20 protein-coding genes are annotated in these 22,338 nt (G+C 57.2%); 9 read left to right on the forward strand and 11 right to left on the reverse strand.

What is annotated here, in order from left to right; all coding sequences use genetic code 11:
• Window positions 1-40: 40 nt before the first annotated feature.
• The 7 genes from RE6C_RS24330 to RE6C_RS33310 form a co-directional block, all read right to left on the reverse strand.
• The gene (locus tag RE6C_RS24330; protein ID WP_008660886.1) at window positions 41-1,684 is read right to left on the reverse strand and encodes a flagellar hook-length control protein FliK; all 1,644 of its coding nucleotides are present in this window, start codon (window positions 1,682-1,684) and stop codon (window positions 41-43) included.
• 54 nt (window positions 1,685-1,738) lie between these two features.
• Window positions 1,739-2,389 carry a hypothetical protein gene (locus RE6C_RS24335; RefSeq protein WP_008660889.1) on the reverse strand — a complete coding sequence of 217 codons (651 nt, stop codon included), beginning with the start codon at window positions 2,387-2,389 and terminating at the stop codon, window positions 1,739-1,741.
• A complete protein-coding gene (fliJ, locus tag RE6C_RS24340) occupies window positions 2,386-2,868 on the reverse strand; it encodes a flagellar export protein FliJ (RefSeq protein ID WP_081605745.1) in 483 nt (160 codons plus the stop codon). The genes RE6C_RS24335 and fliJ overlap by 4 nt, the downstream gene beginning before the upstream one ends.
• A gap of 41 nt (window positions 2,869-2,909) precedes the next feature.
• Window positions 2,910-4,313, reverse strand: a complete 1,404-nt coding sequence (locus RE6C_RS24345) for a FliI/YscN family ATPase (RefSeq protein ID WP_008660892.1) — start codon at window positions 4,311-4,313, stop codon at window positions 2,910-2,912.
• A complete protein-coding gene (locus RE6C_RS24350) occupies window positions 4,310-5,182 on the reverse strand; it encodes a FliH/SctL family protein (protein WP_008660895.1) in 873 nt (290 codons plus the stop codon). The genes RE6C_RS24345 and RE6C_RS24350 overlap by 4 nt, the downstream gene beginning before the upstream one ends.
• Before the next feature lies 1 nt (window position 5,183).
• The gene (locus RE6C_RS24355; protein ID WP_008660898.1) at window positions 5,184-6,455 is read right to left on the reverse strand and encodes a FliG C-terminal domain-containing protein; all 1,272 of its coding nucleotides are present in this window, start codon (window positions 6,453-6,455) and stop codon (window positions 5,184-5,186) included.
• Between the two features lie 289 nt (window positions 6,456-6,744).
• Window positions 6,745-6,876, reverse strand: coding sequence for a hypothetical protein (locus RE6C_RS33310; RefSeq protein WP_261340131.1), 132 nt, complete (start codon window positions 6,874-6,876; stop codon window positions 6,745-6,747).
• Between the two features lie 46 nt (window positions 6,877-6,922).
• Between RE6C_RS33310 and RE6C_RS33085 the strand changes: the two genes are divergently transcribed.
• Together RE6C_RS33085 and RE6C_RS24365 are read left to right on the forward strand one after the other, a co-directional pair.
• Window positions 6,923-7,117 (forward strand): STAS domain-containing protein, encoded by a 195-nt coding sequence (locus tag RE6C_RS33085; RefSeq protein ID WP_390175930.1) that lies wholly within the window; start codon window positions 6,923-6,925, stop codon window positions 7,115-7,117.
• Window positions 7,114-7,827, forward strand: coding sequence for a sensor histidine kinase (locus tag RE6C_RS24365; RefSeq protein ID WP_008660904.1), 714 nt, complete (start codon window positions 7,114-7,116; stop codon window positions 7,825-7,827). The genes RE6C_RS33085 and RE6C_RS24365 overlap by 4 nt, the downstream gene beginning before the upstream one ends.
• 52 nt (window positions 7,828-7,879) lie before the next feature.
• Here the strand turns inward: RE6C_RS24365 and RE6C_RS24370 are convergent, their stop codons facing one another.
• From RE6C_RS24370 to RE6C_RS24385, 4 genes are all read right to left on the reverse strand, one after another.
• On the reverse strand, window positions 7,880-8,932 hold the full coding sequence (locus tag RE6C_RS24370) for a 3-deoxy-7-phosphoheptulonate synthase (protein ID WP_008660907.1): 1,053 nt from the start codon (window positions 8,930-8,932) through the stop codon (window positions 7,880-7,882).
• A 157-nt stretch (window positions 8,933-9,089) separates the two neighbouring features.
• Window positions 9,090-10,091, reverse strand: a complete 1,002-nt coding sequence (locus tag RE6C_RS24375) for a VanZ family protein (RefSeq protein WP_008660908.1) — start codon at window positions 10,089-10,091, stop codon at window positions 9,090-9,092.
• Window positions 10,092-10,236: 145 nt separating this feature from the next.
• Entirely contained in the window at window positions 10,237-12,672 is a 2,436-nt protein-coding gene (locus RE6C_RS24380) for a flagellar hook-basal body complex protein (RefSeq protein WP_008660909.1), read from the reverse strand.
• 80 nt (window positions 12,673-12,752) lie between these two features.
• Window positions 12,753-13,214: a flagellar hook assembly protein FlgD gene (locus RE6C_RS24385; RefSeq protein WP_008660911.1), complete on the reverse strand. Its 462-nt coding sequence runs from the start codon at window positions 13,212-13,214 to the stop codon at window positions 12,753-12,755.
• 223 nt (window positions 13,215-13,437) lie between these two features.
• On the opposite strand from RE6C_RS24385, the gene RE6C_RS24390 reads away from it, so the two are divergent.
• The 7 genes from RE6C_RS24390 to RE6C_RS24420 form a co-directional block, all read left to right on the forward strand.
• On the forward strand, window positions 13,438-14,685 hold the full coding sequence (locus RE6C_RS24390) for a peptidase MA family metallohydrolase (RefSeq protein WP_008660912.1): 1,248 nt from the start codon (window positions 13,438-13,440) through the stop codon (window positions 14,683-14,685).
• 132 nt (window positions 14,686-14,817) lie between these two features.
• Window positions 14,818-16,896, forward strand: a complete 2,079-nt coding sequence (locus RE6C_RS24395) for an efflux RND transporter periplasmic adaptor subunit (RefSeq protein WP_008660914.1) — start codon at window positions 14,818-14,820, stop codon at window positions 16,894-16,896.
• On the forward strand, window positions 16,896-17,960 hold the full coding sequence (locus RE6C_RS24400) for an HlyD family secretion protein (protein WP_390175929.1): 1,065 nt from the start codon (window positions 16,896-16,898) through the stop codon (window positions 17,958-17,960). The genes RE6C_RS24395 and RE6C_RS24400 overlap by 1 nt, the downstream gene beginning before the upstream one ends.
• 20 nt (window positions 17,961-17,980) lie before the next feature.
• Entirely contained in the window at window positions 17,981-20,089 is a 2,109-nt protein-coding gene (locus tag RE6C_RS24405; RefSeq protein ID WP_236618488.1) for an efflux RND transporter periplasmic adaptor subunit, read from the forward strand.
• A gap of 96 nt (window positions 20,090-20,185) precedes the next feature.
• Window positions 20,186-20,755 (forward strand): peptide chain release factor-like protein, encoded by a 570-nt coding sequence (locus tag RE6C_RS24410; RefSeq protein WP_039963308.1) that lies wholly within the window; start codon window positions 20,186-20,188, stop codon window positions 20,753-20,755.
• A gap of 7 nt (window positions 20,756-20,762) precedes the next feature.
• Complete coding sequence (locus RE6C_RS24415) at window positions 20,763-21,533, forward strand: rhomboid family intramembrane serine protease (RefSeq protein ID WP_008660923.1); 771 nt, start codon at window positions 20,763-20,765, stop codon at window positions 21,531-21,533.
• A 129-nt stretch (window positions 21,534-21,662) separates the two neighbouring features.
• Window positions 21,663-22,338 (forward strand): hypothetical protein (locus RE6C_RS24420; protein WP_039963310.1); only part of this gene is annotated, 676 nt, incomplete at its 3' end.

Consider the following 22,338-nt stretch of genomic DNA (forward strand, 5'->3'; position numbering starts at 1 on the left):
CCCGCTGTTCAGACCTGCAGGTCGACTCCGGTTGCCGGTGTCATCCAGGACGCAGCGGTTGCTGCTGAGATGGCTGGGCCGCCGGTTTTGCGTCGATCGGTCGAGTGCCGCTGGTGTTACCACGGTTGCGATATCGTTCCTGGTCGGATCTCGCATCCCGGTCCGAGTGGTCGCGATCGCCAAGAGCGTTTTGAGTTTGATCAAACTCCGATGCACCGTTGGGATCGGTTGTGATTTCAATCGACTCCAACCGCATGCCTTGCGACTCCAGTTGCGATCGCAACTGAGGCAGATGTTCTCGCAACAATTGGCTGGCCGCTTCCGATTCGGTCACCATTCGTCCGCGAAGATTGTTTTCTTGGATGTGGACTTCCAATTGAACCGAACCCAGTTCGACGGGCGAGAGACGCATGCGAATGTGCCCGCCGTTGGGACCGAGCGTTTGAAAGCCACGGCTGACACGCTGCACCAATTTGGCTCGTGCAACGGCCGAGGTTTGATCGACACCGGATGCTTGCAAACCCGCTTTGGCTTTGCTCTCGGCCTTTTCAGCCGATGGCGAGGCGTTGTTGATCGGGTTGGTGGGGTCGTTGTTGCCGGACGTCGATGATGCCGCGGAGTTCGACGAACTGATCGCGTTTGTTCCACCGGCTGCTGGTTTGGCTGCGTTTGTGGCGGCAGCCGTCATCGCGGTCACCGGTGCCACCGTCGCGGCGGGCGTCGATGTTTTTGCCGCAGCTTGCTCGGCCAATTGGTTTAGTTGTGTTTCGCTGACTTCGGAGTCTGCACCCGATGCTGTCAGCGACGAATCGATTTCGATCCCGCCTTCGGCCGAGCTGGCGCCGGCGGACGCCGTGGCCGTGCCTTGAGTGTTGCCACCATCTTCGCGGGAATAGCGACGACGTTCGGTTCGTCGCGAGTCGTGCGACGCTCGGTCGTTTGATTGTTCGTCACTCAGAGAAGACTCGTTGGTCTCGCTGGTTCCGTGATCTTTGCCAGTCGTTTCCTCCGACGCATCCACCTGATCGGTCTTCAGGGTCGTCGCCTCTGCGGAAGCGTCCGACGTCTGTTCGCTGGAACGCCGCTTTGGATCGCTGTTTACCGAGACCGCCACTTCTTCGGACAGGACGCCTTCGGTGGAGGATTCTTCCAAATCCTTTTCCGCGTTGGGATCGACGAGGGGCTCTACCTCGTCAGTCGCCTGTTCGGTGCCGATCGCCTCACCTTCGTCCGATGAGTCCGTCTTCTGAGCCCAGGCAACATCGTCGGGACGTTCCGACGACTCGTCTTCTTCGTTCGATGTGGCGACGGCCTTTTCGGCGGATTCAGTTTCCGATGTTTCTTCGGCCAAATGGTTGGTCGTCGTCACGGCAGCGGCGGGCGCTGTGTCATCGCTCGCTTCGACGTCGTCTTCGTTTGAGTCATCGCGATCTTCGGTTTCGGTCGCAAGCGATTCTTGCGGCGCAGGAGGTGGTTCCGATGGACTGACGGTTTCCGATGTCGCGATCCTCGCGAAAATTTCGGCGAACGGATCGCCCAATCCCGAGGTTGGTTCGATCAAACCTGCCGCACGAGCGGACGCGGAATTGCCCAACGCGGCGAACGCATTTTCGGCGCGTTTGTTGGTTGTAGACGTTGAGACCGTGGTCTCGGTCCTTGATTGGACTGGTTTCGTCGTTGTCATCGCGGTCCCCCCACCGTGATCATCGGGATCCTGGTGGGAATACCTTGACCTCAATCACCCACCACGAGCATCGTCGATGAGTCCGGTCGTCGGCATGCCCTCGCCAATGCGGCGTAGGATCTCGTAGAGCTTGTCCATTTCTTCCGGCGTTGCAAACTCTGCCAAGATATCTTTTCGTTTATCGATGGGCATGGCTTGAATGATACTGACAACGTCATCGATTTCGTCGTCATCGTACATGCGCAAAAGCTGCTCTTTTGCCTGTTCTGCCTCAAGTGCCTGGAGTGTGCGTTGCACTTCCTGCAGTCCTTCGTCTTGAGCTCCTTTGCGAATTTCTTCCAAACTGCGATCAAACGACGTTCGGCGTTCGTCAAACCGTTCGCGTTGCAATTTCAATTCGGCCATTTGAAGAGCGATGTCGTTTTTAGCTTCTTTCAGGCTTCGCATGCGGATGTCACTGTCCAAACCGTCACGCCGCCGAGCATCGAGGATTTCGTCGAAGTCCGGTTGTTCGCGGTCTTCGCTTTCCTGCATGATTTGGCGCAGTTGATTGCCGGTGATATCGATCCCGTTGAAAAGTGCAATGACTTTGGTCAACGTCGCCATGTTGAGTGTTCCTCGCGAGGCGAAGTAACCCAGTAAAATGACCATTGTCAAACAGGTCGCGGTACTAATCATCGCGACGGATCGCATCAAGAATCTCATCGTCGAGTCTCCTTGGATTGAGCAGCCATGGCACGACGTCGCATCAGGACGCGTGCGGACGTCAGGTCATCGGCTTCGGCTTGTTCTTGTTTGGCTTCCATCGAGCGATGTTCGGCCAACTGTGTTTCACGCAATCGCTCGAGTCGTTTCACTTCCGCTTCCGCGCTAACCAATTTTTCGCGTCGTCTTTCGAGTTCTTGGTTCAGCTGTCCAAGCGTTTGTTGCAGCGAGATTTGGTCGGCGTGCAACTGAACGTCGTAGCGACCCTGGTGCAGCATCTGGTCGACCGAGACGCTGGCTTGTTGCAATGTCTGGGCTTGCGCCGTGCGAATCGATTCGCGTTGTGTGTCGATCTCTTGGATCTGCTCGTTGATCCGCTGGATCGCCTCGAGAGCCTTCCCGACCTCGGCGCCCGCTTCATCTCGCTCGCGGCCACGCAAGTCCATCAGAGAATCAAATCGGAAGCGGAAGGGAGGCATGGGGAGCTAGCGAGTGCAGTGATTGGAGTGCGAAGTGATCATCAGGCAGGTTTGGGCGCAGGTGCCTGCGGTTGATTCAGTTGTGCCAGTGCGGCCGAGGCGGCTTGATGTAGCTTTTGAACGCGAGCTTGCGAATCAGCGATGGGCGTGATTTCGTTGGCATCTTGTCTCAACAAGTCGTTGATCGGATCTCGCATCGCGATGGCGGTGTCGACTCGAGGATCGCTGCCGCTGCGGTAGGCACCGATGGAGATCAGGTCCTCGCTGCTTTGGTACTGAACCATGTGCTCGCGAATTCCCAAGGTGGCCTGATAGGTCTCCGGAGTCACCAAGTGATTCGCAACGCGGCTGATGCTCTCGGGAATATCAATCGGTGGGTAGTGACCGCGGTGGGCGAGCTTTCGGTTCAAGACAATGTGACCGTCCAGAAGTCCTCGGACGGTGTCTGAGATTGGTTCGTTGTTGTCGTCGCCTTCCACCAGCACGGTGTAAAACGCGGTGATCGAACCCTTTGTGGTTCGGCCGGCACGTTCGACCAGCTGCGGCAACATGTTGAAGACGCTGGGCGGATAGCCGCGTGTGGTTGGCGGTTCGCCGGCGGCCAACCCCAATTCGCGTTGGGCCATTGCGAAACGCGTGACGCTGTCGACCAGCAGAAGAACTCGGTGCCCTTCGTCGCGAAATTGTTCGGCGATCGCCGTTGCGGTCCAAGCGGCAGAAAGTCGTTGAGCGGCGGGCTTGTCACTGGTTGCGACCACGACAACGCTGCGTTTCAGACCCGCGGCACCGAGGGCCCGTTGCATGAACTCTTGAACTTCGCGGCCTCGTTCACCCACCATTGCGATCACGATTCGATCCGCGGTTGTTCCGCGAGTCAGCATGCCAAGCAGCGTGCTCTTGCCGACGCCGGATCCGGCAAAGATACCGAGCCGTTGACCGACGCCGCACGTCAGCATCGCATCGATGGCTCGAACACCCGTTTGAAGCGGTTCATCAATCGGTGGTCGGTCCAATGAATCCGGCGCCGCACGCGAGGCGCTGACGCGAATCAGGTCATCACTGAGTGGTTTGCCATCGATGGGGCGACCAAAGGCGTCAATGACTCGTCCGCAAAGTGAGTCACCGACCCGAAGTGTCAGCGATCGCGAAACCAGACGAACTCGGTCGCCGGCGGCCAATGCTGAGATGGCTTCCATCGGTGCGAGAATCGGTCGCGTGTCATCAAAGCCGATGACTCGCGCGAGAGTTGGCTTGGCGTCTGGCGGCATCAATTCGCAAATGGCGCCCAGCGGAGCGGTCATGCCTTGCACCGTCACCGCGTCGCCGGTCACCGAAGCGACACGACCACGAATTTGAGAAAGGACCAATGAGCCGAGTGATTGCCGAATCGTTTCCGGATTGGGCAAACGCGGCGGATGCAACTGAGGAACCGCTGGGAGGTTCATAGAATCTCCTCACGCAACCGTTCCAGTTGAGATTGCAGTCCGGCTCGGATCTCACCACCTTCTTGTCGGACAACGACCTCGCCAACGGGAAGTGTTTCATCCGGGATCACGCAGGATTCTTCCGGCAGATCGGGGCTGGCAAGTAGCTCGTCAAACCGTTGTCCGAGTTCTGCCAACATGTCTGGATGAACGGCCAAAACCAATCTTCCAGCTGAGCGAGTGCTGTGCAACGCTTCGCTGGCCCAACGAACCAAGAGATGCTGTTGATGAGGGCTTTCGTTGTAACCGGCTTCGGCGAGGGACGCTGGAACGGGCAGCTCGTTCAAGTTGGCTCGTACCATTCGTTCGGTCGCCGCGATTGCGGTTTCGGTCAGCACTTCGGCGTACTGCTGCATCCACTGGTCATACTGGGCGTGCATCTTGGTGCTGGCCAGTTGAAGTGCCTGCAGTTGCGATTTGGTCTTGGCTTCTGCCAATTGCGTGATCTTTTTTTCGATGTCTTCGGACGCTTTTTTGACGCCGTCTTCGTACCCGCGAGCCTCGGCGGCCTGCTTCATTTCGGCCGCTTGTTTTTCGGCGTCGGCCAAAAGCTGAGCCGCTTGTTCGCGTGCGAGACGAAGTTCCTCACGGCCTTTTTCAGCAAGATCGCTGAGGTTGAATCCTGCCAAACCGGACATGCCCCCGGGTTGTTTGCCGACCAAGTCCGCGCTGGTCACTTGGACTCGGTCGACTTGATCCGCGGGGACTCGCGTGGAGACACCGGCCCGTGTGACAGGTTGTGAATCGGTTGCGGCCAGATTCGACAAGTCAGGGCGGGCAGCGGAGGCGTCCTTCTTTGAATCAGCGTTGTGTTTCAGAATCCAAGCCATGCTATGCCGCCATCATTGTGCTGGACTGTTCGGTCGAAGCGACCAAGACCGCCTCTTTGGCTTCGTCAATTTCTCGCAGTTCCATGGAACCAACGTTGGCCAGTTGATTGCGAACCTGGTTGGCTTGTTGTCGTGGCAGAACGCTGATGGCGGAGTCCGCCGTTTTGTTAGGCAGTCCACATAAACACAACATCGCAGTGCGAGTCGGCACGCGTCCGAGTGCTTCACACAGCAATCGCGGTTTCATCTTGATGAGCCGCTGGTGTATCTCGTCGGTGGCGAGGCCTGATGCGGGAGAGGCTGCTGTGGTGTTCGGCTGATCTTGATCTGTGACCTGCGAAGCTTCATCCGGTGAATGGACTCGAAGCGTCGGTGCCGGGCCAGCAACAACCGGCGAGTTCTCCGGACGAGCATTCGGGTTCGCCGGTGTTGGCGGAAGCGAATGATTGCCGGTTTGGGAATGGGGGCCAGCGTTAGGCGAAGACGCTTCGTGCGTGGGCGTCATCTCGGAAAGGATGGCTTTCAATCGAGGCGACACAGCCGCGGCTTCGGTTGGTACATGGCGAGCCGCTTGTGCCGGATCCCAACCTTCGGTCGGTGCATACGCGTCGATCAAGTCTTGCAGTGGATTGGTTTGCGAACGAGCGATCAGGGCTTCGGCTTTGGTTCGAAACGTGCTCGCCAAATCTTCGATCATCGAGTCCGGGAACTCTTGTAGGCGACCGATTCGGCTGAGGATGTCCTGTCGTTGTCGTGGTGGAAATTGAGGCAGAATTGCCGCGGCTTTTCGCGGATCGATCGATGCCATCACGACCGCAATCGTTTGAGGGTGCTCGTTCTGCAGCAGGCCTCGGACGTCGTCGTTGGACAGCGCGTCCATGAATTCGAATGATTGGTTCGTCGAATCCGAGGGCGATGCGTGCGACGGGCTTTCGGCCGCGGATCGCGACGGCGTTCGATTGGTTTGATCTGTCGCGGTTCGGCTGAACACGATCTCGTCGACCGGATTGCCGGCGTTTCCACGATTGGTGGCCGACGGTCGGCTTTGTCGCATCGAGCCAGCGAAGGATTCCAGGGCTCGTTTGTGTTCGAGAGGGTCGATTTCGTCGAGCGAGGCGACTTCGTATTGCAGGCGTTGCTGCGATTCGACCGGTAATTCGCCCAATAATTTCGCGGCGACCGGTCGTGGCAAATTTTTCAGAACGATTGCCACACGTCGCAACGAAGCGGCGCGTCGAGCGTCATCGTCATAGCGAGGAGAAGCGGCAGTCACGAGGACACCTGGATTGCGGGTGAAAAAAGTGGGCAGAAAATGTGCGAGCGATGGATGCGATCCTGCCCAGTTCGGTCATAGTGAAACACGGGGTCCCAAGTGAAGCCCGAATTGTCTCGATCCCCCCAGCCCGCTAAACTTGCACCCGTCGACCAACCCTGCTCAACGATTCGTATCGAGTCGGAACTCCCATCGCGGGTGTTGGCGATGCCCCAGACACCAAGTGGGTGGCAACCGTTGCCCAAACGCTTCCTGTATTTCCTCCTGTCGTTCTGAGCAAACTCACATGTCAGCCATCACCGAGCAAATGCAGGGTGAAGTATTGATCGTTGGATTCACCGACAATGCCCTTCGCGACGCCCAACGGATTGAGGTTGTGGGCCGCGAAATGCAAGAAATCGTGCCACAGGCGATCCAACAAAAAAATGCTGATCGATTTCTCCGGGCTGGCATTCATGTCGTCGGCGATGATCAACAAATTGATTTTGCTGAACAAAAGCTGCAAAGCCCAAGGCGTCGCGCTGAAGTTTTGCAACGTGTCGCCGTTGGTGATGGAAGTCTTCCGCATTGTGAACCTGGGCAAATTGATCGACATCCAAGGCGATCAAGAAGTTGCCGTGGCGAGCTTTGACAAAAAGGGCTGGTTCGGCGGGAAGAAATGACGCCCGACGGCGAATCCGCGTTCGATCAGGCTCCGGACCAACCCGGGGCGGCAGAGACCGATGATTCCCAGCGTATGCGTGCGTTCGAGGCTGAACGCCAAACGATTGTTGGCGAATTGCACGATGATTTGTTGCCGTATCTCTTTGCCGCGGCGGGATCGCTCGCATCGCTTCAACGGCAACATCCCGAGCTGAAATCAAAGCTTGATCAGCCGGCTCAATGGATCGACCAAGCCCGCGAGATCGCTCGTCGGATCATGAGCGGTGCCGCATTACCGAGTAATTTTTCGTCAGGCCCGTTGGTCGCCGCGAAAGAGTTTCTCGAATCGGTGGTGCTGACGTCCAACGACGCCAAATCGTTGTCGGTGCAATGGATGCATCTGGATGCCAGTGCACAACTGAACTGGCAGGAGACACATTCAATCGCGGTCTACCGGATTGTTTGTGAAGCGGTTCGCAACGTGGTGCGACACGCGGATGCGACCGAGCTGGTCATAAGCTGGCAGGCAAACGAGACCGGTTGGACCGTTTCCATCCAAGACAACGGTGTTGGGCTGGATGGGCAATCCGTGTCGAAATCATCTCATGGGATCACGCTGATGCGCGAGCGTGCGAATGCCGCGGGATTGCGTCTGACGATCGGTGCCGGTCAGACCACGGGCACCGAAGTGACCGTGACGCCGTGGAACATCGCGGCCCAACCTGAGTGAATCAATTCAACAGGTCGGAACCATCATTCGAGTGGAGCCGGTTTGGCGTTGATCAGCCGACTTTGCGACGTGCGGCGACGGATTGACTCAGGTCGCTGAAGAGTTGCTCGGTGGTTTCCCAACCGATGCACGCGTCGGTGACGCTGAGGCCTTCGACCAACGGCGACGCGCTGAGCTTTTGGTTGCCTTCGAGCAGATTGCTCTCGATCATGACGCCCATGATGCGTTGGTCGCCATCGGACACCTGAGCACAAATGTCGCGACAAACGTACGATTGACGCTTGAAAATTTTGCGACTGTTGGCGTGGCTGCAATCGATCATGATTCGAGCTGGCAGATCTGCTTTTTCGAGCAAGCCCGATGCCATGTCGATACTGGCGGCATCGTAATTGGTGTGTTTTCCGCCACGCAAAATGATGTGGCAGTCCGGGTTTCCGGTCGTCGCGAAGATTGCCGAGGTGCCTTCTTTCGTGACGGATAGGAAGTGGTGTGGACGCCGAGCGGAGCAAATCGCATCGACAGCGATCTGAACGTTGCCGCTGGTCCCATTTTTGAATCCGACCGGACAAGACAGCCCCGACGCCAATTCGCGGTGCCCTTGGCTCTCGGTCGTGCGTGCTCCGATGGCACCCCAGCCCACCAAATCAGCCACATACTGCGGGCTGATCAAATCCAAGAACTCGGTCCCGGTCGGCAGGCCCATCGCGTTGATGTCGCTGAGCAAACGCCGAGCGGTTCGCAATCCGTGATTGATTTCGAAGCTGTCGTCGAGTTTGGGGTCGTTGATCAGACCCTTCCAACCGACCGTTGTTCGGGGTTTTTCGAAGTAAACCCGCATGACGATCAGCAGCTCACCGGCGTGCTTTTTTTGCTCGACCGCCAGCTTCTCGGCGTACTGCCGAGCGGAATCCGGATCGTGAATGGAGCACGGTCCGACAACGACGAGCAAACGGTCGTCCTTCTGCTGAAGCACGTTTTGGATCGCCGTCCGACCGTCCGCGACCGTTTGCGAAATCGCATCGCTGGCAGGAATTTCGGACAGCAATTCACTGGGGGACATCAGATTTTTGATGGCGCCGATACGAAGGTCATCGGTGCGGATCATGAGCTTGCGGTGGGTTCAGAAGGAAAATGCGGGGATAGCGTATCGTAGTTCAATTCCAAAAGATTGGAACGAGCCATCCATTCGGCCACCACCCATTCACAAGGACGGGCACAAGGACGGGTGGTCGGCTGAAGAAGGGTTCCGATCCGATATGGTTTTATGGTGTTGGTGGGTCACCGGACGGCTTCAAGGTCGCGTGCAGGTGATCCACGTTGAGTTCGATCCCAGGCCCGGGCTCGGAGATCAACAGACTCACCATCTTGATACGCGTCATGTCCAGTTTGCGATCTTTCGGTCCGTCGATCATGGATTGACGAGGGAAGATCACGTGTTGAGGTTCGCCCGATCGGAGCGTCACATAGTGTTTCGCGACGTCGTGGTGGTAGTCATTGTGGTCTTCATCGATGACTTTGACGATCACTTCCCAAGTTCGATCGGGTGTCGTCGCAAGTGGGGGCACTGGATTTGAAATTGCCGGGGCCGAGGTCGTTGGCTCGGTCTTCACCGAATCCTCTGAGCTTGCGTCCGATGCAACCGTGTCGGATCCTACTGCTTGACTGCCATCAGCCGCACCCTTTTTCGCGATCAGGACAATATCCAGTTCCAACGTTTCGACATCGGACCAATCCGAGGCAACCTCCAACAATGTCATCGCGGGATGTGGTGCGTCTTTCGGCGACCACCTCAATGCGAACTCACCATCGGTCACGTTCGACGTGGTGCGTCCTCGACGTCCGCGATTGAAATGCCAACGAGTGATCTCAATCGGCGTTTCGAATGAGGCAATACGAGGGAAGTCGGATTCGACTTTCAAGCAGTCGCGAATGATCTCGATCGGGCCCCACCATGTCAGCCCGATGAAGATGGCCCCCAACAATTGCAGCGATCGTCTTCCAACAGAGGATGACAATCCACCGGCCACGAACCAAGCCGACGCCGCCAAGATGCCAAGCCCATTGGCGATGGCGTCGTGAACCGAAGCAGACCGGCCTATCATGCCTTGCAGCATCTCGACCAAGATTCCCGCGACAAACAATGTGACGGCGACCAGGAGTAATCTCTTGATCCACGTTGATGAACCAAACCGTTGCGGTCGCATGGTTTGCAGCAGGACCAGCGTCAACATGGTCAGCCCCGCGAAAAGTGGGGCGTGGGCCATGTTGCCGATCGACCCAGCCATGCGACCCGAAACGGGCATGGGAACCAGCAACCCAACCAGTGCGACCGAGAAACATCCCGGCAGCGCCAGCCAAATCAAACGAGAGGATCGGCTCTGAGTCACGATGGTCGTTGGCTCTCGATCACTATCGTCGCAGGTTGAGCAGTTCGTCGATGAGCTGCTGGGTGGTCGTGATCACTCGGCTGTTTCCTCGGTACTGTGTACTGGCCAGAACGAGCTCAACCAAGTCCTTGCCGATGTCCGTGTTGGACAATTCCAGGGCACCACCGATCACCGTGCCGATGCCGTTTTCACCAGGTTGACCGGTGACGGGCAGACCCGTGTTGACGCCTTCGGCGTACAGGTTCAAACCTCGAGCTTCCAAACCGGCAGGGTTGGCGAAACGAGCCAATTGCAATTGACCCAAGTCACGCGAAATACCGTTGCTGAAGACACCGCGAATTGTGCCGTCTTCACCGACGATGAAGCTGTTCAACACCCCGGGTTCACTACCGTCCTGCTGGGTTGCTGCCAAGGTTGCTTCATCAGTCGCCAGACCCGAAACGAGCGAGAAGTCCATCTCGAACTGCATCGGCGATACGCTGGGCAGACCCTGACGGTTGATCGAAATCGTTTCTTCGGTCGCGGTCACGAAGTTGCCGTTGCCGTCGAACTGAATCAAACCTGTTCCCACTGTGATGTCGGTGCTGCCTGAGACTGAGTTGTCAGGGCTGTCCGCATACCAGCGATAGATTGTGGCTTGGTCGGTGCGGCTTTCCAGCGTCGCTGAAACACGAACGTTGATTGGTACACCAAGCGAATCGTAAACGACGAAGTCACTTGATGCACTTTGCCCGATCGCTTCTTGCAGCGTTCCAAAGGCCAAGTTGGGAGTTGAAATCTGACCCAGTTCGTCCGTCAAGCGGAACGCCGAGAGTTCGATATCGACCGCGTTGGCTTCGCCGTTGTTGGACACCAATCGGATCTTGCCGTCTTGGATATAAGCACCCGCAACCAAGTCGCCGGACTCGCCCGTGATGTTGTTTTCAGATCGAGGAATTGGGTTGGACGAGTCGACTTGTAGGGTTTGAATTCCCGAAGCATCCGAGATGAAGTCCAGCAAGTCTTGCATTGTGCTGGTGGAGGTGATCTCCAGTTCCTTTGTCCCAAGATTGGCGCCACCCTTGCGACCGGTGTAGCTGAGTATGCCTTCGCTGAAGACTTGTTCGTATGTCAATCCATCGCGACGCAGCACATCGGTCAGCAATGTGTTGGAGTTGACGGCGGGGCCATCCATGTCCAGCAATTGGTTGCCAGGATCACTCAGGTCCGAAATTTGTTCGTCCGTTGCCGAGTCGGTGAAGGTATCACCGGGAGCAACCTCGCCGACGAGATAGAAGTTGTTTTGGTCGCCGGCAAGGTTGCGATAGATCCGAATCGAATCGTAAGCGGGAAAGCCACCACCAGCCGGAGGTGTCGGAGGCGTTGGGAAATCGCTGAGCGTGATTCGACCATCGACAACACTCTTGGGACCCAGGAACGAACTCGGACGACTTTCAGGGTCGCCCGAACTGTAGTAGGTCACCATGTAGGTGTAGTTGCCCGTCAGCGTGTCTTCGTTGATTGGTGTGCCAGACAGAGCCGTTGAGCCATCATCGTTGAACGTGCCACCGGCAGCTGCGGAAGCGAGATATTCAAACTCGGTTCCGTTAGGGCCTGTGCGGTAAATGTTGACCGTTGGAAAATCACCACCCAAAGGATCCTGCGGCAGGTTGCCCAGATCGACGTTGCCGTTGGCACCAACGGTGAACGCTCGTGCGGCACTCGGTGCGGATTCGTTGCCGCTCGCATCAACCAAAGCAAACTTGTATTGATACGTTCCCGCGGTCAGCGACCCGGCGCCGACGGTTCCCGTGACCGACGTATGATCGGCGATTGGAGACGATTCAATCGAGACACCACTGGCGTCAGGACGTGGGACTTGGCTGTCACCCAAGTGAAGGCTTTCGATGACCTGTCCGGCGGTCGCGACATCGCCTTCGGGAGTCAATGTGCCTTCGAAGGAAACGTTCTCGGTCGCCTTGGCAACGGTTTTGGTTCCCAGCGGAACAGACAATGGAACGAGCGAATCGGTTTGCAAACGGAATTGTTCGTCAATGCCGTAGCCGAGCAATCGCTGTCCCGTCGCGTTGACGAGTTCCGCGTCACTGTTGAGTTTGAAGATACCGTTGCGTGTGTACAGCTTTTCGCCGTCGGCGGCCTGCACTTGGAAGAATCCATCGCCTTGGATCGCGAGGTCGCTGCTGCTGCTACTGATCTCGATCGTGCCCTGGTTGTGGTTGGCCGCGATTTCAGCGACTTGAACACCCAAACCAATTTGTCGAGGGTTGGTACCACCGTTGTTGGCCGAAGGACCAGCACCGAGTGACAACGTTTGAAGAAACTGAGTGGCGAAGACCGCGTCGGACGATTTGAAACCGACCGTTTGCGCGTTGGCCAAGTTGTTGCCGATCACATCGATCTGTGTTTCAGCAGCACTCAGTCCGGTCAGGGCAGTCGTCAGGGCTGATTGAAGTCCCATCGGCGAACGTCTCCACGGTTTTCAGTAGGTCTTACAACGCAAACTCAAAACTGAAGATCGGCCGATCTAATCGGCAAACTTTACTCAGTTTGAATTTGACGGATATTCTCTATCTCCATCGTCTTCTGACCCACGTGAACTTTGACCGAACGTGCTTGGTTGTCTTCATTTGTTTCAACCGTGATCTTGTCGACCACTCCCGTTGTGTTGGATTGATCGTCCGCCAGTCCAGAAACGGTGCGTCCGATCAGCCCGCTGGCGGTCACCAGTTGTTGGCTGTTGGACAGATCGCTCAGAGTATTGGTCAATTGATCCGTCGCCCCGATTTCGCGAATCTGGCCGATTTGCTGGACCATTTGGGCGTTGTCGACCGGATCCAAGGGGTCCTGGTTCTGCAACTCATTGATCAACAACTTCAAAAAACTGTCGACGTCCAGCGAGTTGTAGCCCTCGTTGGCACTTTCACTGATTTGGGCGGACCGTTCGCTGGATGTGAAACCCGCGGCGGCGGAGGTGCTGGTACCGGTACTAGCAGCAGACATATTCGCGTTTCCAAGATGGGAAGATCCACCCACGCGAAATCAGCGCGGCGGAGATCGTTTGCATAGCAATTGAGGGGATTCTGACGCGAGTCCATTTTTTTGGGCTCGTCCATTTCTGCCTATCGGCGAACTGACCGCTTCCCCTAAACTCGCCCGAACGCGACCGAGAATGATTCGAGGTCCGCCCTTTTGACGCACAGCCACCGGAACGGAGTCCTTCGGCATGGAAGCCAAAAACATCCGCCAATTCGTATCTGCACGTCTCGATGTTCAGAGATGGCTGAGCAACGTTGTGGTCTGTTTCGCGGTCTTGGCGGGATTGGCCGACCAAGCCGACGCGGCCAACTATCGGACCCGCAACTTCATCGTCGAGGCCCCCTCCCAGCAGCTAGCAAAAGCCGTTGGTGATGCCGCGGAAAAGTACCGCGACGACCTGGCGAGCTACTGGACCGGCCAACCTTTGCCTCCGTGGCCAACCCCCTGCCCCGTTCGCGTTGTGGCTGGCAACTTGCCCGCTCAAGGTGTGACCACATACAACCCCGCTCCCGTTCGCGATTTTCAAATGGAAGTCGTGGGAACTCCCGAGCGAATTCTCGACAGCGTGTTGCCTCACGAAGTCACCCACACGGTTTTGGCGACTCACTTTGGTCGTCCGTTGCCACGTTGGGCCGACGAAGGCATCTGCACCACGGTCGAACACGATTCAGAAAAAGCAAAACACGAAGCCAAGCTGCGTGAGTTCCTCTCAACGCGTCGCGGCATCGCGATGAATCAGTTGTTCTTGTTGACCGAGTACCCATCGGATGTGTTGCCGATGTACGCCCAAGGTTACTCGGTGTGCCGATTTTTGATCGAGCAACAAGGCCCTGAAACGTTCATCGATTTCTTGGGCGAATACATGCAACGCGGATCGTGGACCAACAACGTTCAAAAGCACTACGGCTACGATTCGTTGGCCGAACTTCAAGATTATTGGTTGGCTTGGGTCGAAGCCGGCAGCGGTCCCGTCGCTCAATTTGCCAAACGCACTCCTCGCGGCAGCCAACCTGGTTCGACCGGCGACATCGCTTTGGCGAGTGCCACTGGGCCAGCGAACTCGGCAGCTCCATCACAAGTTGCACCTGCCACCGCCCTTGCCGCAGTCGGCACGATGCAACGCGACTCGGCTCGTTCTTCGTCGGGTTGGAACGCGACCGGACAAGTTGCAGCGACCGGTCCATCACCGGCGGCAAACAATGGATCGTCCTCGTGGTATGTCCGCCAACTCAATCGCGAAGAAGATCGCTCGAACGTGGAGCCGATTCCTGCTGGCGATTCCACACCGATCGCACGAGTCAATCCAGAACGTATGAACGAGGACGCATCGAAGCCTCGTTGGATGCCGCCTTCGGTTAAGTCCAGCGGTCGCTATTCGGTGTCGACTCCGCAAGGCGAAAGCAGTGGATCGTTTGGTGGCAACCGTTGGCGTTGATCCATCCATTGAAATCACGCATCTCATGGGAAATTGATGACGTCGACCGCGTCCAGCGAGCCGTTTGTCTTTGCACCCAGTGGGTCCGCTCCATCTGGATCTGCTGGAAACGGCTCCTCCACGCGCGGTCCTATGAACGCCGGGGCCGGCAATCCATCGGCACAATCGCTGGTCGACCAAGCCCGACAGGAAATCACACAGATTGTTCGCGAGGTCGCTGCGGCGTCGCACGAACCTCGCAAACGGGCCGAGTACTTTCGGTTTCTTGCCGACCGCGTTCTACGTGCAATGGCAGGTCATGGCGTGGTCATTTGGACGCGTCCTCTGCAAGGCGACTCCACCGCCAAGGATTATGTCGTCGAGCATCGTCTCGGCCGTGTGACTGATTCCGCGCTGGTGGATGAGGCTGAACTGGTCCATCAATGCTTGCTGGCAGAAGTTGCGACCGACGGGATTCCCGTCGTGGTGCCGCCCACACCGGGTGCGGACCAGATCGACGTTCCCGCCAATCCAATGCCTTACCCTGCGGCGATTGTGCCGATTCGTATCGACCCGTCGACGTCGTTGCCGGAAGGGTTGATCGAAGTCTTCCTGGACGAAGGCGGAACCGCGGCGAGCCAACGCGGCGCTCTTCGCTTCCTCGCTCAAATGTCGGATCTCGCGGGCGAGTTCCTGCGGATGCGTCGGCTGAAAAAGCTCGGTCAATTGCTTGATGCGACCGATCGTGTCGATGCCGCGGTGGAGCGTTTGCATCGTATGACATCAACAGCGATGATCCAGGCCGCTTGGGTCGACGCCGCGGCTGAGTTGTTGCGACTGCCTCGTGTCGCATTGTGCCGAGTGGACACGACGCAGCCACGAATCGTCGCGGTCAGCCATGTTGATCGCATCGACCAACACAGTGAAGCTGCCAAGGCGATCCGATCGGCAACGGAGTCCAGCCTGCAACCGCAACATGGTTTGTGGTTCGCCGATTGCCAAGAAGTAGCCTCGCCGTCAGGTTCTGATGAAACCGAATCTGCTCCGACCGAATCGGTACCGACGCGTTCCACCAGCGAACCCTCCTGGGTCGTTGCGGCGCATCCCGATTCGCATTGGCGACTGGTTGGATTCACGTCGGATGAAGCGGAGCACTTGTCCGAAGAAGTTTACTGGGGCACGTTGAACCGATTGCTCGTCGGAGGAGCCTCCGCGTGGACGGCCGCACGCCGCATCGAATCGGTTCCGGGCGGTCGTTGGTTTTCGCGATTGCTCGTCGAACCTGATTCAGCCTCCACCGATGCGGTTCAGAGTGCCAGCGTCTCGTATCGCACTCGGCGTTCGCGAGCAAATCGTTCTCGCGTCCGAAAGACCGCCACTTGGTTTGCCGCGATGGTTGTCATCGCCATTTTGGTTTGTTTGCCGATGCCGAGCTTGGTGCCGGTCACCGGAGTGATTCGCCCAGTCGAGCTGGACACGTATCACGCCGCCAGCGACGCGGTTGTGGATTCGTTGCATGTGAATCATGGACAAATGGTGCGACGAGGCGATCTCTTGGCGACGCTTACGTCATCGGACTTGCAAGAGCAGGAAACCAGTTTGCTCGGCCGGCAAGCCGTGCTGCTGCGACAGCAAGAACAAGTCAATCAAACGTTGATGTCACGTCCGTCCGCTCAATCCAATTCGGAATCGATTCATGACGGACGTGAAGTCGAAGAAGAAATCGAATCCATCCGCCGGCAACTCGAAATCATTCGAGAATCGAAGGACCGGCTGGTCTTGAGAGCCCTGCGTGATGGGCGTGTCGATGCGTGGCGATTGCAGGAACGTTTGGCCAACCGTCCGCTACGTCGCGGAGATGATGTCCTAAGTGTGATCGCGGAAGACTCGGCCTGGGTCGTCGATGCTCGCGTTCCGCAAACTCGATTGCAGACCGTCGACAAGGCATTGCAATCCGAAACATTGACCGCTGACGTCGGGACGGCTTGGTCCAGTGAGATGGATCTGGTTGCCACAGCGGAGCGGTTTGGTCCCATCGTGCCCGATCCAACAGATGGAACACCATCGGTGGTGATGCGATTGAGTTTGGACCGACCGCCCACGCTCGGTGATCAACCGCTCGCCGAAATGCCCGCTCGTGTCACGCTGCATTGTGGACACACTCCGGTGGGTTGGTTCTTAGTTCAGGACGTTGTGCATTGGTGCCAAGTCCAATGGGGAGGCTATTTCTGATGTGCCATGCAATAAAGAGATGTCACGCATTAAAAGCCATCGTGTGCTTGCTTGCGATCACTGGTTGGGGAGTCGCATCGGTTCATGCCGTCGATCCAGCTGAACAACGTCAGGTTGAAACCAATGTTGTTGAAGTTCGTGATGTCGTCGTCGACTTCAAGCAACAGATCGACGTGCCGGCTCTACAAAGCGGTGCGGTTGCTGAAACCAGCGTGCGTCCAAACCAGTTTGTTCGGCAAAAGGATGTGTTGGGCAAACTGGATTCGCAGTCGCTGATCATTCGGCGTCGAGCCGCATCGCTGCAGTACGATTCGGCCAAGCTGATCACCAGTGACAACCTTGAAATGCAATTCGCGGAAACGTCGCTCGCCGAAGCCGAGGCGGAACTCGACGCCAGCAACGCGACCGAGCAAAAGTTCAACGGAGCGGTGTCGTCCAATCAGTTAAGACGGATGCGATTGGCGGTCGAACGTGCTCGTTTGGAAGTCGCTCGGACAAAAAAACAAATTCGCCAAGCCGAGATCGACACGCAACTTGCCGCTGCTGATTTGGCATTGATCGATGACGAACTGGCACAACTCGAATGTGTCAGTCCGATTGAAGGGGTCGTTTTGACGGTGCATCGCGAAACGGGGGAATGGATCGCGAAGGGACAACCTTGGGTTACCGTTGCCACCGCAGGTGAGCTGACGTTGCATGCTCTGGTGGATGCAGACGAACTTTCGCCGGCAACTTGTGTCGGATTGGACGTCAGTGTGCATTGGGGAAACGAAGCCGATGGGACCGCGAAAATGTTGGCGGGTAAAATCACGTCGGTCGATCCGACTCGCTTGCCCGGGAACCGTTTCCGCCTGCACGCGGAAGTTCAAAACCGCCGGCAAACGCATGATGGTTCGATTCCTCCGCGAACCGCCATCGTTCCTGGTTCAGGGCACAGCGTTGATCAGCATTGGCAATTGTTGCCGGGGGCGCAAGTCACCATGAGAATCTATCGTTCACGCGATGAAATGGCGTGGCGGATGAACCTCGATCAGCCTCAAATCTTTCGCGGGAAAATGCGGTGATGGGCGGTTCGGAATCCACCATGAATTCCGGCCGCGAATCATCGGCTCTGCGTCAGGACTTGCACGCGTTGCCTTTGCCCGATGGTCGCGGATTGGTCATCGTCGATGACATTGGTGGCCGCTTCGCTCGCACGACCAAACGCATTTGGCAATCACTTGTAGGATCTACGTCTCAAGGACACGGGCCAACATCGCCAACCGAAGCGACGTTTTGGGCACAAGCCAAAGCGGCGGGCTGGCTGAAACGTGGCAGCACCGAAACAATCAACGTCCGTTCGCGGTGGCTTCAGTCGCCTCTGTCGTTTCGCATTCCGCTGGCGTCCATTGATCCGGTGGCTCGACGCTTGGTTCCGATCAGCGGGCTGATGTTTTCGCCGCTGGCGGTTGTTCTGTTCAGCATCGCTGGGTTGGTTTCGCTGTTGTTTTGGATGGTGCGATGGCAGCAGTGGGCAGGAGCGGTGCCTTCGCTGCATGGCTACCTGACATCGCTGCAGCCACTCACCATTGCGGCAACGTTCGTGTTGACCAAGACCGCTCATGAGTTGGGCCACGCGGTTCTTTGCCGGCGATTCGGATCACGCTGTGGTGTGATTGGAATTTGGTGGTTGTGCTTCATGCCGTGTCCCTACGTCGATGTCACGGATGTTTGGCGACAACCCAACGCCGCCAGACGCGGTGCGGTGATGGCCGCGGGGATTTGGGTCGAGTGGATCATTGCGATGGTGGCGTTGTGGGTTTGGTGGTTGGCACCGTCTCATGACGTTCGCATGACCGCGATGAACGTGGTTTTGGTTTGTGGGATCAGCACCGTCTTGTTCAACGCGAATCCGCTGATGCGATACGACGGCTATTTCATTCTCAGTGACTTGTTGGACACCGCAAATTTGCGAGAGGAAGCTCGACGCGGATTGCGATTGATCCTCGTCTCGCCGCTCGCTCGGTGGACTCGATTTGGCAAACGGGTCTGGGCGATGGCCGGTTATCACTTGGCGTCCAAGCTGTACCGGATCTCAATCAGCATCGCGATTGCAACCTTCGTCTTGCAGTGGGCCGCCGGATGGGGACTTTGGCGAATCGCCATGGTCATCCTTGCGTTCGGAGCGGTTCGCTATGCGATGTCCGGTGTTCAGTCGCTTTTTCGAATTGTTCATGGAAGCGGTGGATGGACGGGAGTTCCCGGTGGACGACGGGTCGGATTGGCAATCTGTTTTTGTATCGTCGGGATTTCGATTCTGATGGTTCCCTTCCCGCGATATCGACACATCACAGGTGTCGTTCGTGTTCGAGACGCCGCGTCAGTCTATTTGCCTCGAGGCGGTGTGATCCAAGCGGTCGACGTTCGTGTGGGTGATCGGGTGGAAGCCGGTCAGCGGTTGGCGGAGATTTACGATCCCGCGTTGGCGTTGAAATTCGAAAAGACACGCGGGCAACAATCCGTGATTCAGGAACGCGTGCATTCCACGCGATTGGCTTCGCTGCGAACCGGAACATCGACGAGAGACTGGCAAACGTTGGAGGCGGCATCGGCCTCGTTGGCATCGAATCAAATGCAGCTTCAGAAGAGGCTCGACGCGCTGCGTTTGTTAAGTCCCAAACCTGGTTTAATTCTTCCCCCTTCGAAATCGACCGCCGCGGCCGCAGAGAAACGTGACTGGAGAATGGATGATCCGTTCACTCTTCGTCCGACCGTTGGGCAAACCACGGAAGACCGTATCGAATGGTGTCGCGTCGCGTCGCAGGCTCGACTGGAAGTCGTGTTGAAGATTGACGCGATGGATCGAGAACGCATCGCGGAAGGTTCACCGGTGCGATTGACATCGCCGACGATGCCGGGAAGCAGACTGTCAACAAGCGTTCGAAGTGTGTCGCCGATGGAACTGGCCAGCGATTCTCTTTCCGCACCCAAAGCACAGGAAGAGCGTGCCTATGAGGCGGTGTGCGACTTTCCCATCGAAAGTGTGAGCGAGGACACTGGCAACCAAATGATCCGCGATCCGTCGACCACTGATCGAGACCTGGACGTGTTGCTACGCTGGGACGGAGCCACTTGCCAAGCGGTGCTGCGATTGCCGCCTCAACCATTGTGGAAAGATGCAAAGCATACAATCGAACGGTTGATGGGCATCTGAGCCCGCCGTTCAAACCGATTTGTTGCCTTCGCTGTGTCTGATTCTTCCACACCACCCCCCGCTTCCACGCCATCGTGGCCGTTGCTTGGCGAACGGATGTCGCTTCCGATCGCGGATGGCATTCATCCCTGTTTCTGGACGGTGGAAGAGTTAGAGAAACGCTGCCAACTACGCACACAGTCTCGCAGTGGTCCGGGCGGACAACATCGAAACCGAACCGCCTCGGGAGCGTTTCTGACGTTTGATTCAGGAGTCGCTGAAATTGGTGCGATCACCGCGGAAGCGACGGAGCAGCGACAGCAGGGACGAAACCGCTCGACGGCTCTGGCCCGAATGCGGTATCTGCTGGCGGTCACGCTGCGTTCTCAGTCGCCGTTGGTTCCAAAACTGAACGACGACGATGTTGTGTTCTCAGAAACGGAACTGGATTTGCGTGATCACTATCGCGGTTCACCGATGAAGCTGAACGAAGACAATGTTGCGAAACCCGGTGTGTTGACGTTGGTGTTGAATGATCTCTGGTGTGCGGGCGGTCAACCAAGTTTGATTGCACCTCACTGGAAGGCATCGACCAGCAAGCTCGTCAATCTCGTCCGATCGCATGCTCCGGCGTTTCGTTTGGTCAATCAAATTCGACAACATCACTCACGACCACCTTTGCGGTGACTTTTCTATGATTCCTCTCCGCGATGACATTCCCAGTCGAACCACGCCGGTGGTCAACTATTTGGTGATCGGCCTGTGCGCACTGGCGTTTTTGGCACAAAAAGCCTCGTCGGACCAAAGCGAAGGAATCGTCAGCGGATTCGCAATGGTGCCGCTGCGATTGACCGACCCGGATGCGACCCCGGTCATGCAGCATCGAGTCGCGGTGCAAACTCCTCGCGGTGTCGAGATCCAAGAAATCCGCCAAGAGATCGGTCCTCCCGCGGTGCCCGCTTGGGCGACCTTGATCACGTGCATGTTTCTGCACGGGGGATGGATGCATTTCCTGGGCAACATGTGGTTCTTGTATATTTTCGGTGACAACGTCGAAGACCGATTGGGGCACTTTGGGTTCGCACTGCTTTATATCGGGACGGGCGTTTTGGCTGGGCTGGCTCATTTGCTCAGTGATCCGGCCAGTCCCGTGCCGACACTCGGCGCCAGTGGTGCGATTGCCGGTGTGATGGGAGCGTATGCCTTTCTCTACCCTCATGCTCGAGTGTTGGCCGTTTTGCCATTGATGTTTGTCTTTCCGACGTTCGTCTTGCCCGGCCCGGTTTTCCTCGGAATTTGGTTTGTGATTCAGCTGGTCAACAGTCTGGGGTCGCTCGCCGGTGGCGAAGCGGGTGGAGTCGCATGGTGGGCTCACGCGGGAGGGTTCATCGCCGGTGCGGTGGCGGCGCTGCTGATCGGCCGATCGCCGTTGGGGCACGAAGCGATCAAAGAACGGCGGTTCTGAGTTCGCCAAGACTCTTGCCGGCGGCGAATTGGTGATGACCAGCATCACATGAATTGAAAGCTGAGAAAGCATCCGAGGGCAATGGCCATCACGACACGTTCGCGTTCCCCGGAGTATCATGCTCCGCCCATGAACACTCCCACCTCGCCCCCACCCACCTCAACTGACGACACCTCCATCGGGGAAGCGCCCGAGGCGGATCGAGCATCGCATTCTTTTGCGATGGCGGTGTGCTTGCGTGTCGTTGTCGTTGTGCAGTGTTTTGGTTTGGGAGCCCGCTATCTGTTTTCTTCGTTGGAAACTGAAAGCGATGTTTATGGATGGCTGTATTTCGATCGCGATTGGCCGGAATCAATCGCCCAGTCGATCGACAACATGGGTGCTTTGACGACTTTGTTTGCCGGCGGGATTTTGTGTCTGAATGGTTTGTTGATACGGAAGCCGTCGGGGGAATCTTCTTGGACTCGAGTCGCAGGTTGGATGGATCGGGCGGCAGCGGTTTGGATCGCGATTTGGATGCTGTTGATCGCTGCAGCTCACATGATGCGAGCAGCGGTCTTCGCGGAATTGTCGCTTTTTGAACATGCGGTCCGATACATCGCTCCGTTGGCGTTGGCTGTTTGCGGCGGAATGGGCGTTGCGTCGTGCGTTTCCTCAGCCCGGACCCGAATCGCGGTGATCCTATTGGCCGTCGCCGCCTCGCTCACCTTCGCGGCGCACGGGTACAAGGCCTACGAGTGTTATGCTCCCTTCATTGACCTGATTTTGTTGTCCGACATGCAGTGGACGGAGGCGGGAATCACTC

The sequence above is a fragment of the Rhodopirellula europaea 6C genome (assembly GCF_000338295.1).
GTDB lineage: Bacteria > Planctomycetota > Planctomycetia > Pirellulales > Pirellulaceae > Rhodopirellula > Rhodopirellula europaea.

Coding starts and splice junctions, on each gene's coding strand:
- RE6C_RS24330 (WP_008660886.1), bottom strand. CDS start 1,684: ATGACAACGACGAAACCAGTCCAATCAAGGACCGAGACCACGGTCTCA.
- RE6C_RS24335 (WP_008660889.1), bottom strand. CDS start 2,389: ATGAGATTCTTGATGCGATCCGTCGCGATGATTAGTACCGCGACCTGT.
- fliJ (WP_081605745.1), bottom strand. CDS start 2,868: ATGCCTCCCTTCCGCTTCCGATTTGATTCTCTGATGGACTTGCGTGGC.
- RE6C_RS24345 (WP_008660892.1), bottom strand. CDS start 4,313: ATGAACCTCCCAGCGGTTCCTCAGTTGCATCCGCCGCGTTTGCCCAAT.
- RE6C_RS24350 (WP_008660895.1), bottom strand. CDS start 5,182: ATGGCTTGGATTCTGAAACACAACGCTGATTCAAAGAAGGACGCCTCC.
- RE6C_RS33085 (WP_390175930.1), top strand. CDS start 6,923: ATGATCAACAAATTGATTTTGCTGAACAAAAGCTGCAAAGCCCAAGGC.
- RE6C_RS24365 (WP_008660904.1), top strand. CDS start 7,114: ATGACGCCCGACGGCGAATCCGCGTTCGATCAGGCTCCGGACCAACCC.
- RE6C_RS24370 (WP_008660907.1), bottom strand. CDS start 8,932: ATGATCCGCACCGATGACCTTCGTATCGGCGCCATCAAAAATCTGATG.
- RE6C_RS24375 (WP_008660908.1), bottom strand. CDS start 10,091: ATGGCCCACGCCCCACTTTTCGCGGGGCTGACCATGTTGACGCTGGTC.
- RE6C_RS24380 (WP_008660909.1), bottom strand. CDS start 12,672: ATGGGACTTCAATCAGCCCTGACGACTGCCCTGACCGGACTGAGTGCT.
- RE6C_RS24385 (WP_008660911.1), bottom strand. CDS start 13,214: ATGTCTGCTGCTAGTACCGGTACCAGCACCTCCGCCGCCGCGGGTTTC.
- RE6C_RS24390 (WP_008660912.1), top strand. CDS start 13,438: ATGGAAGCCAAAAACATCCGCCAATTCGTATCTGCACGTCTCGATGTT.
- RE6C_RS24395 (WP_008660914.1), top strand. CDS start 14,818: ATGAACGCCGGGGCCGGCAATCCATCGGCACAATCGCTGGTCGACCAA.
- RE6C_RS24400 (WP_390175929.1), top strand. CDS start 16,896: ATGTGCCATGCAATAAAGAGATGTCACGCATTAAAAGCCATCGTGTGC.
- RE6C_RS24405 (WP_236618488.1), top strand. CDS start 17,981: ATGAATTCCGGCCGCGAATCATCGGCTCTGCGTCAGGACTTGCACGCG.
- RE6C_RS24410 (WP_039963308.1), top strand. CDS start 20,186: ATGTCGCTTCCGATCGCGGATGGCATTCATCCCTGTTTCTGGACGGTG.
- RE6C_RS24415 (WP_008660923.1), top strand. CDS start 20,763: ATGATTCCTCTCCGCGATGACATTCCCAGTCGAACCACGCCGGTGGTC.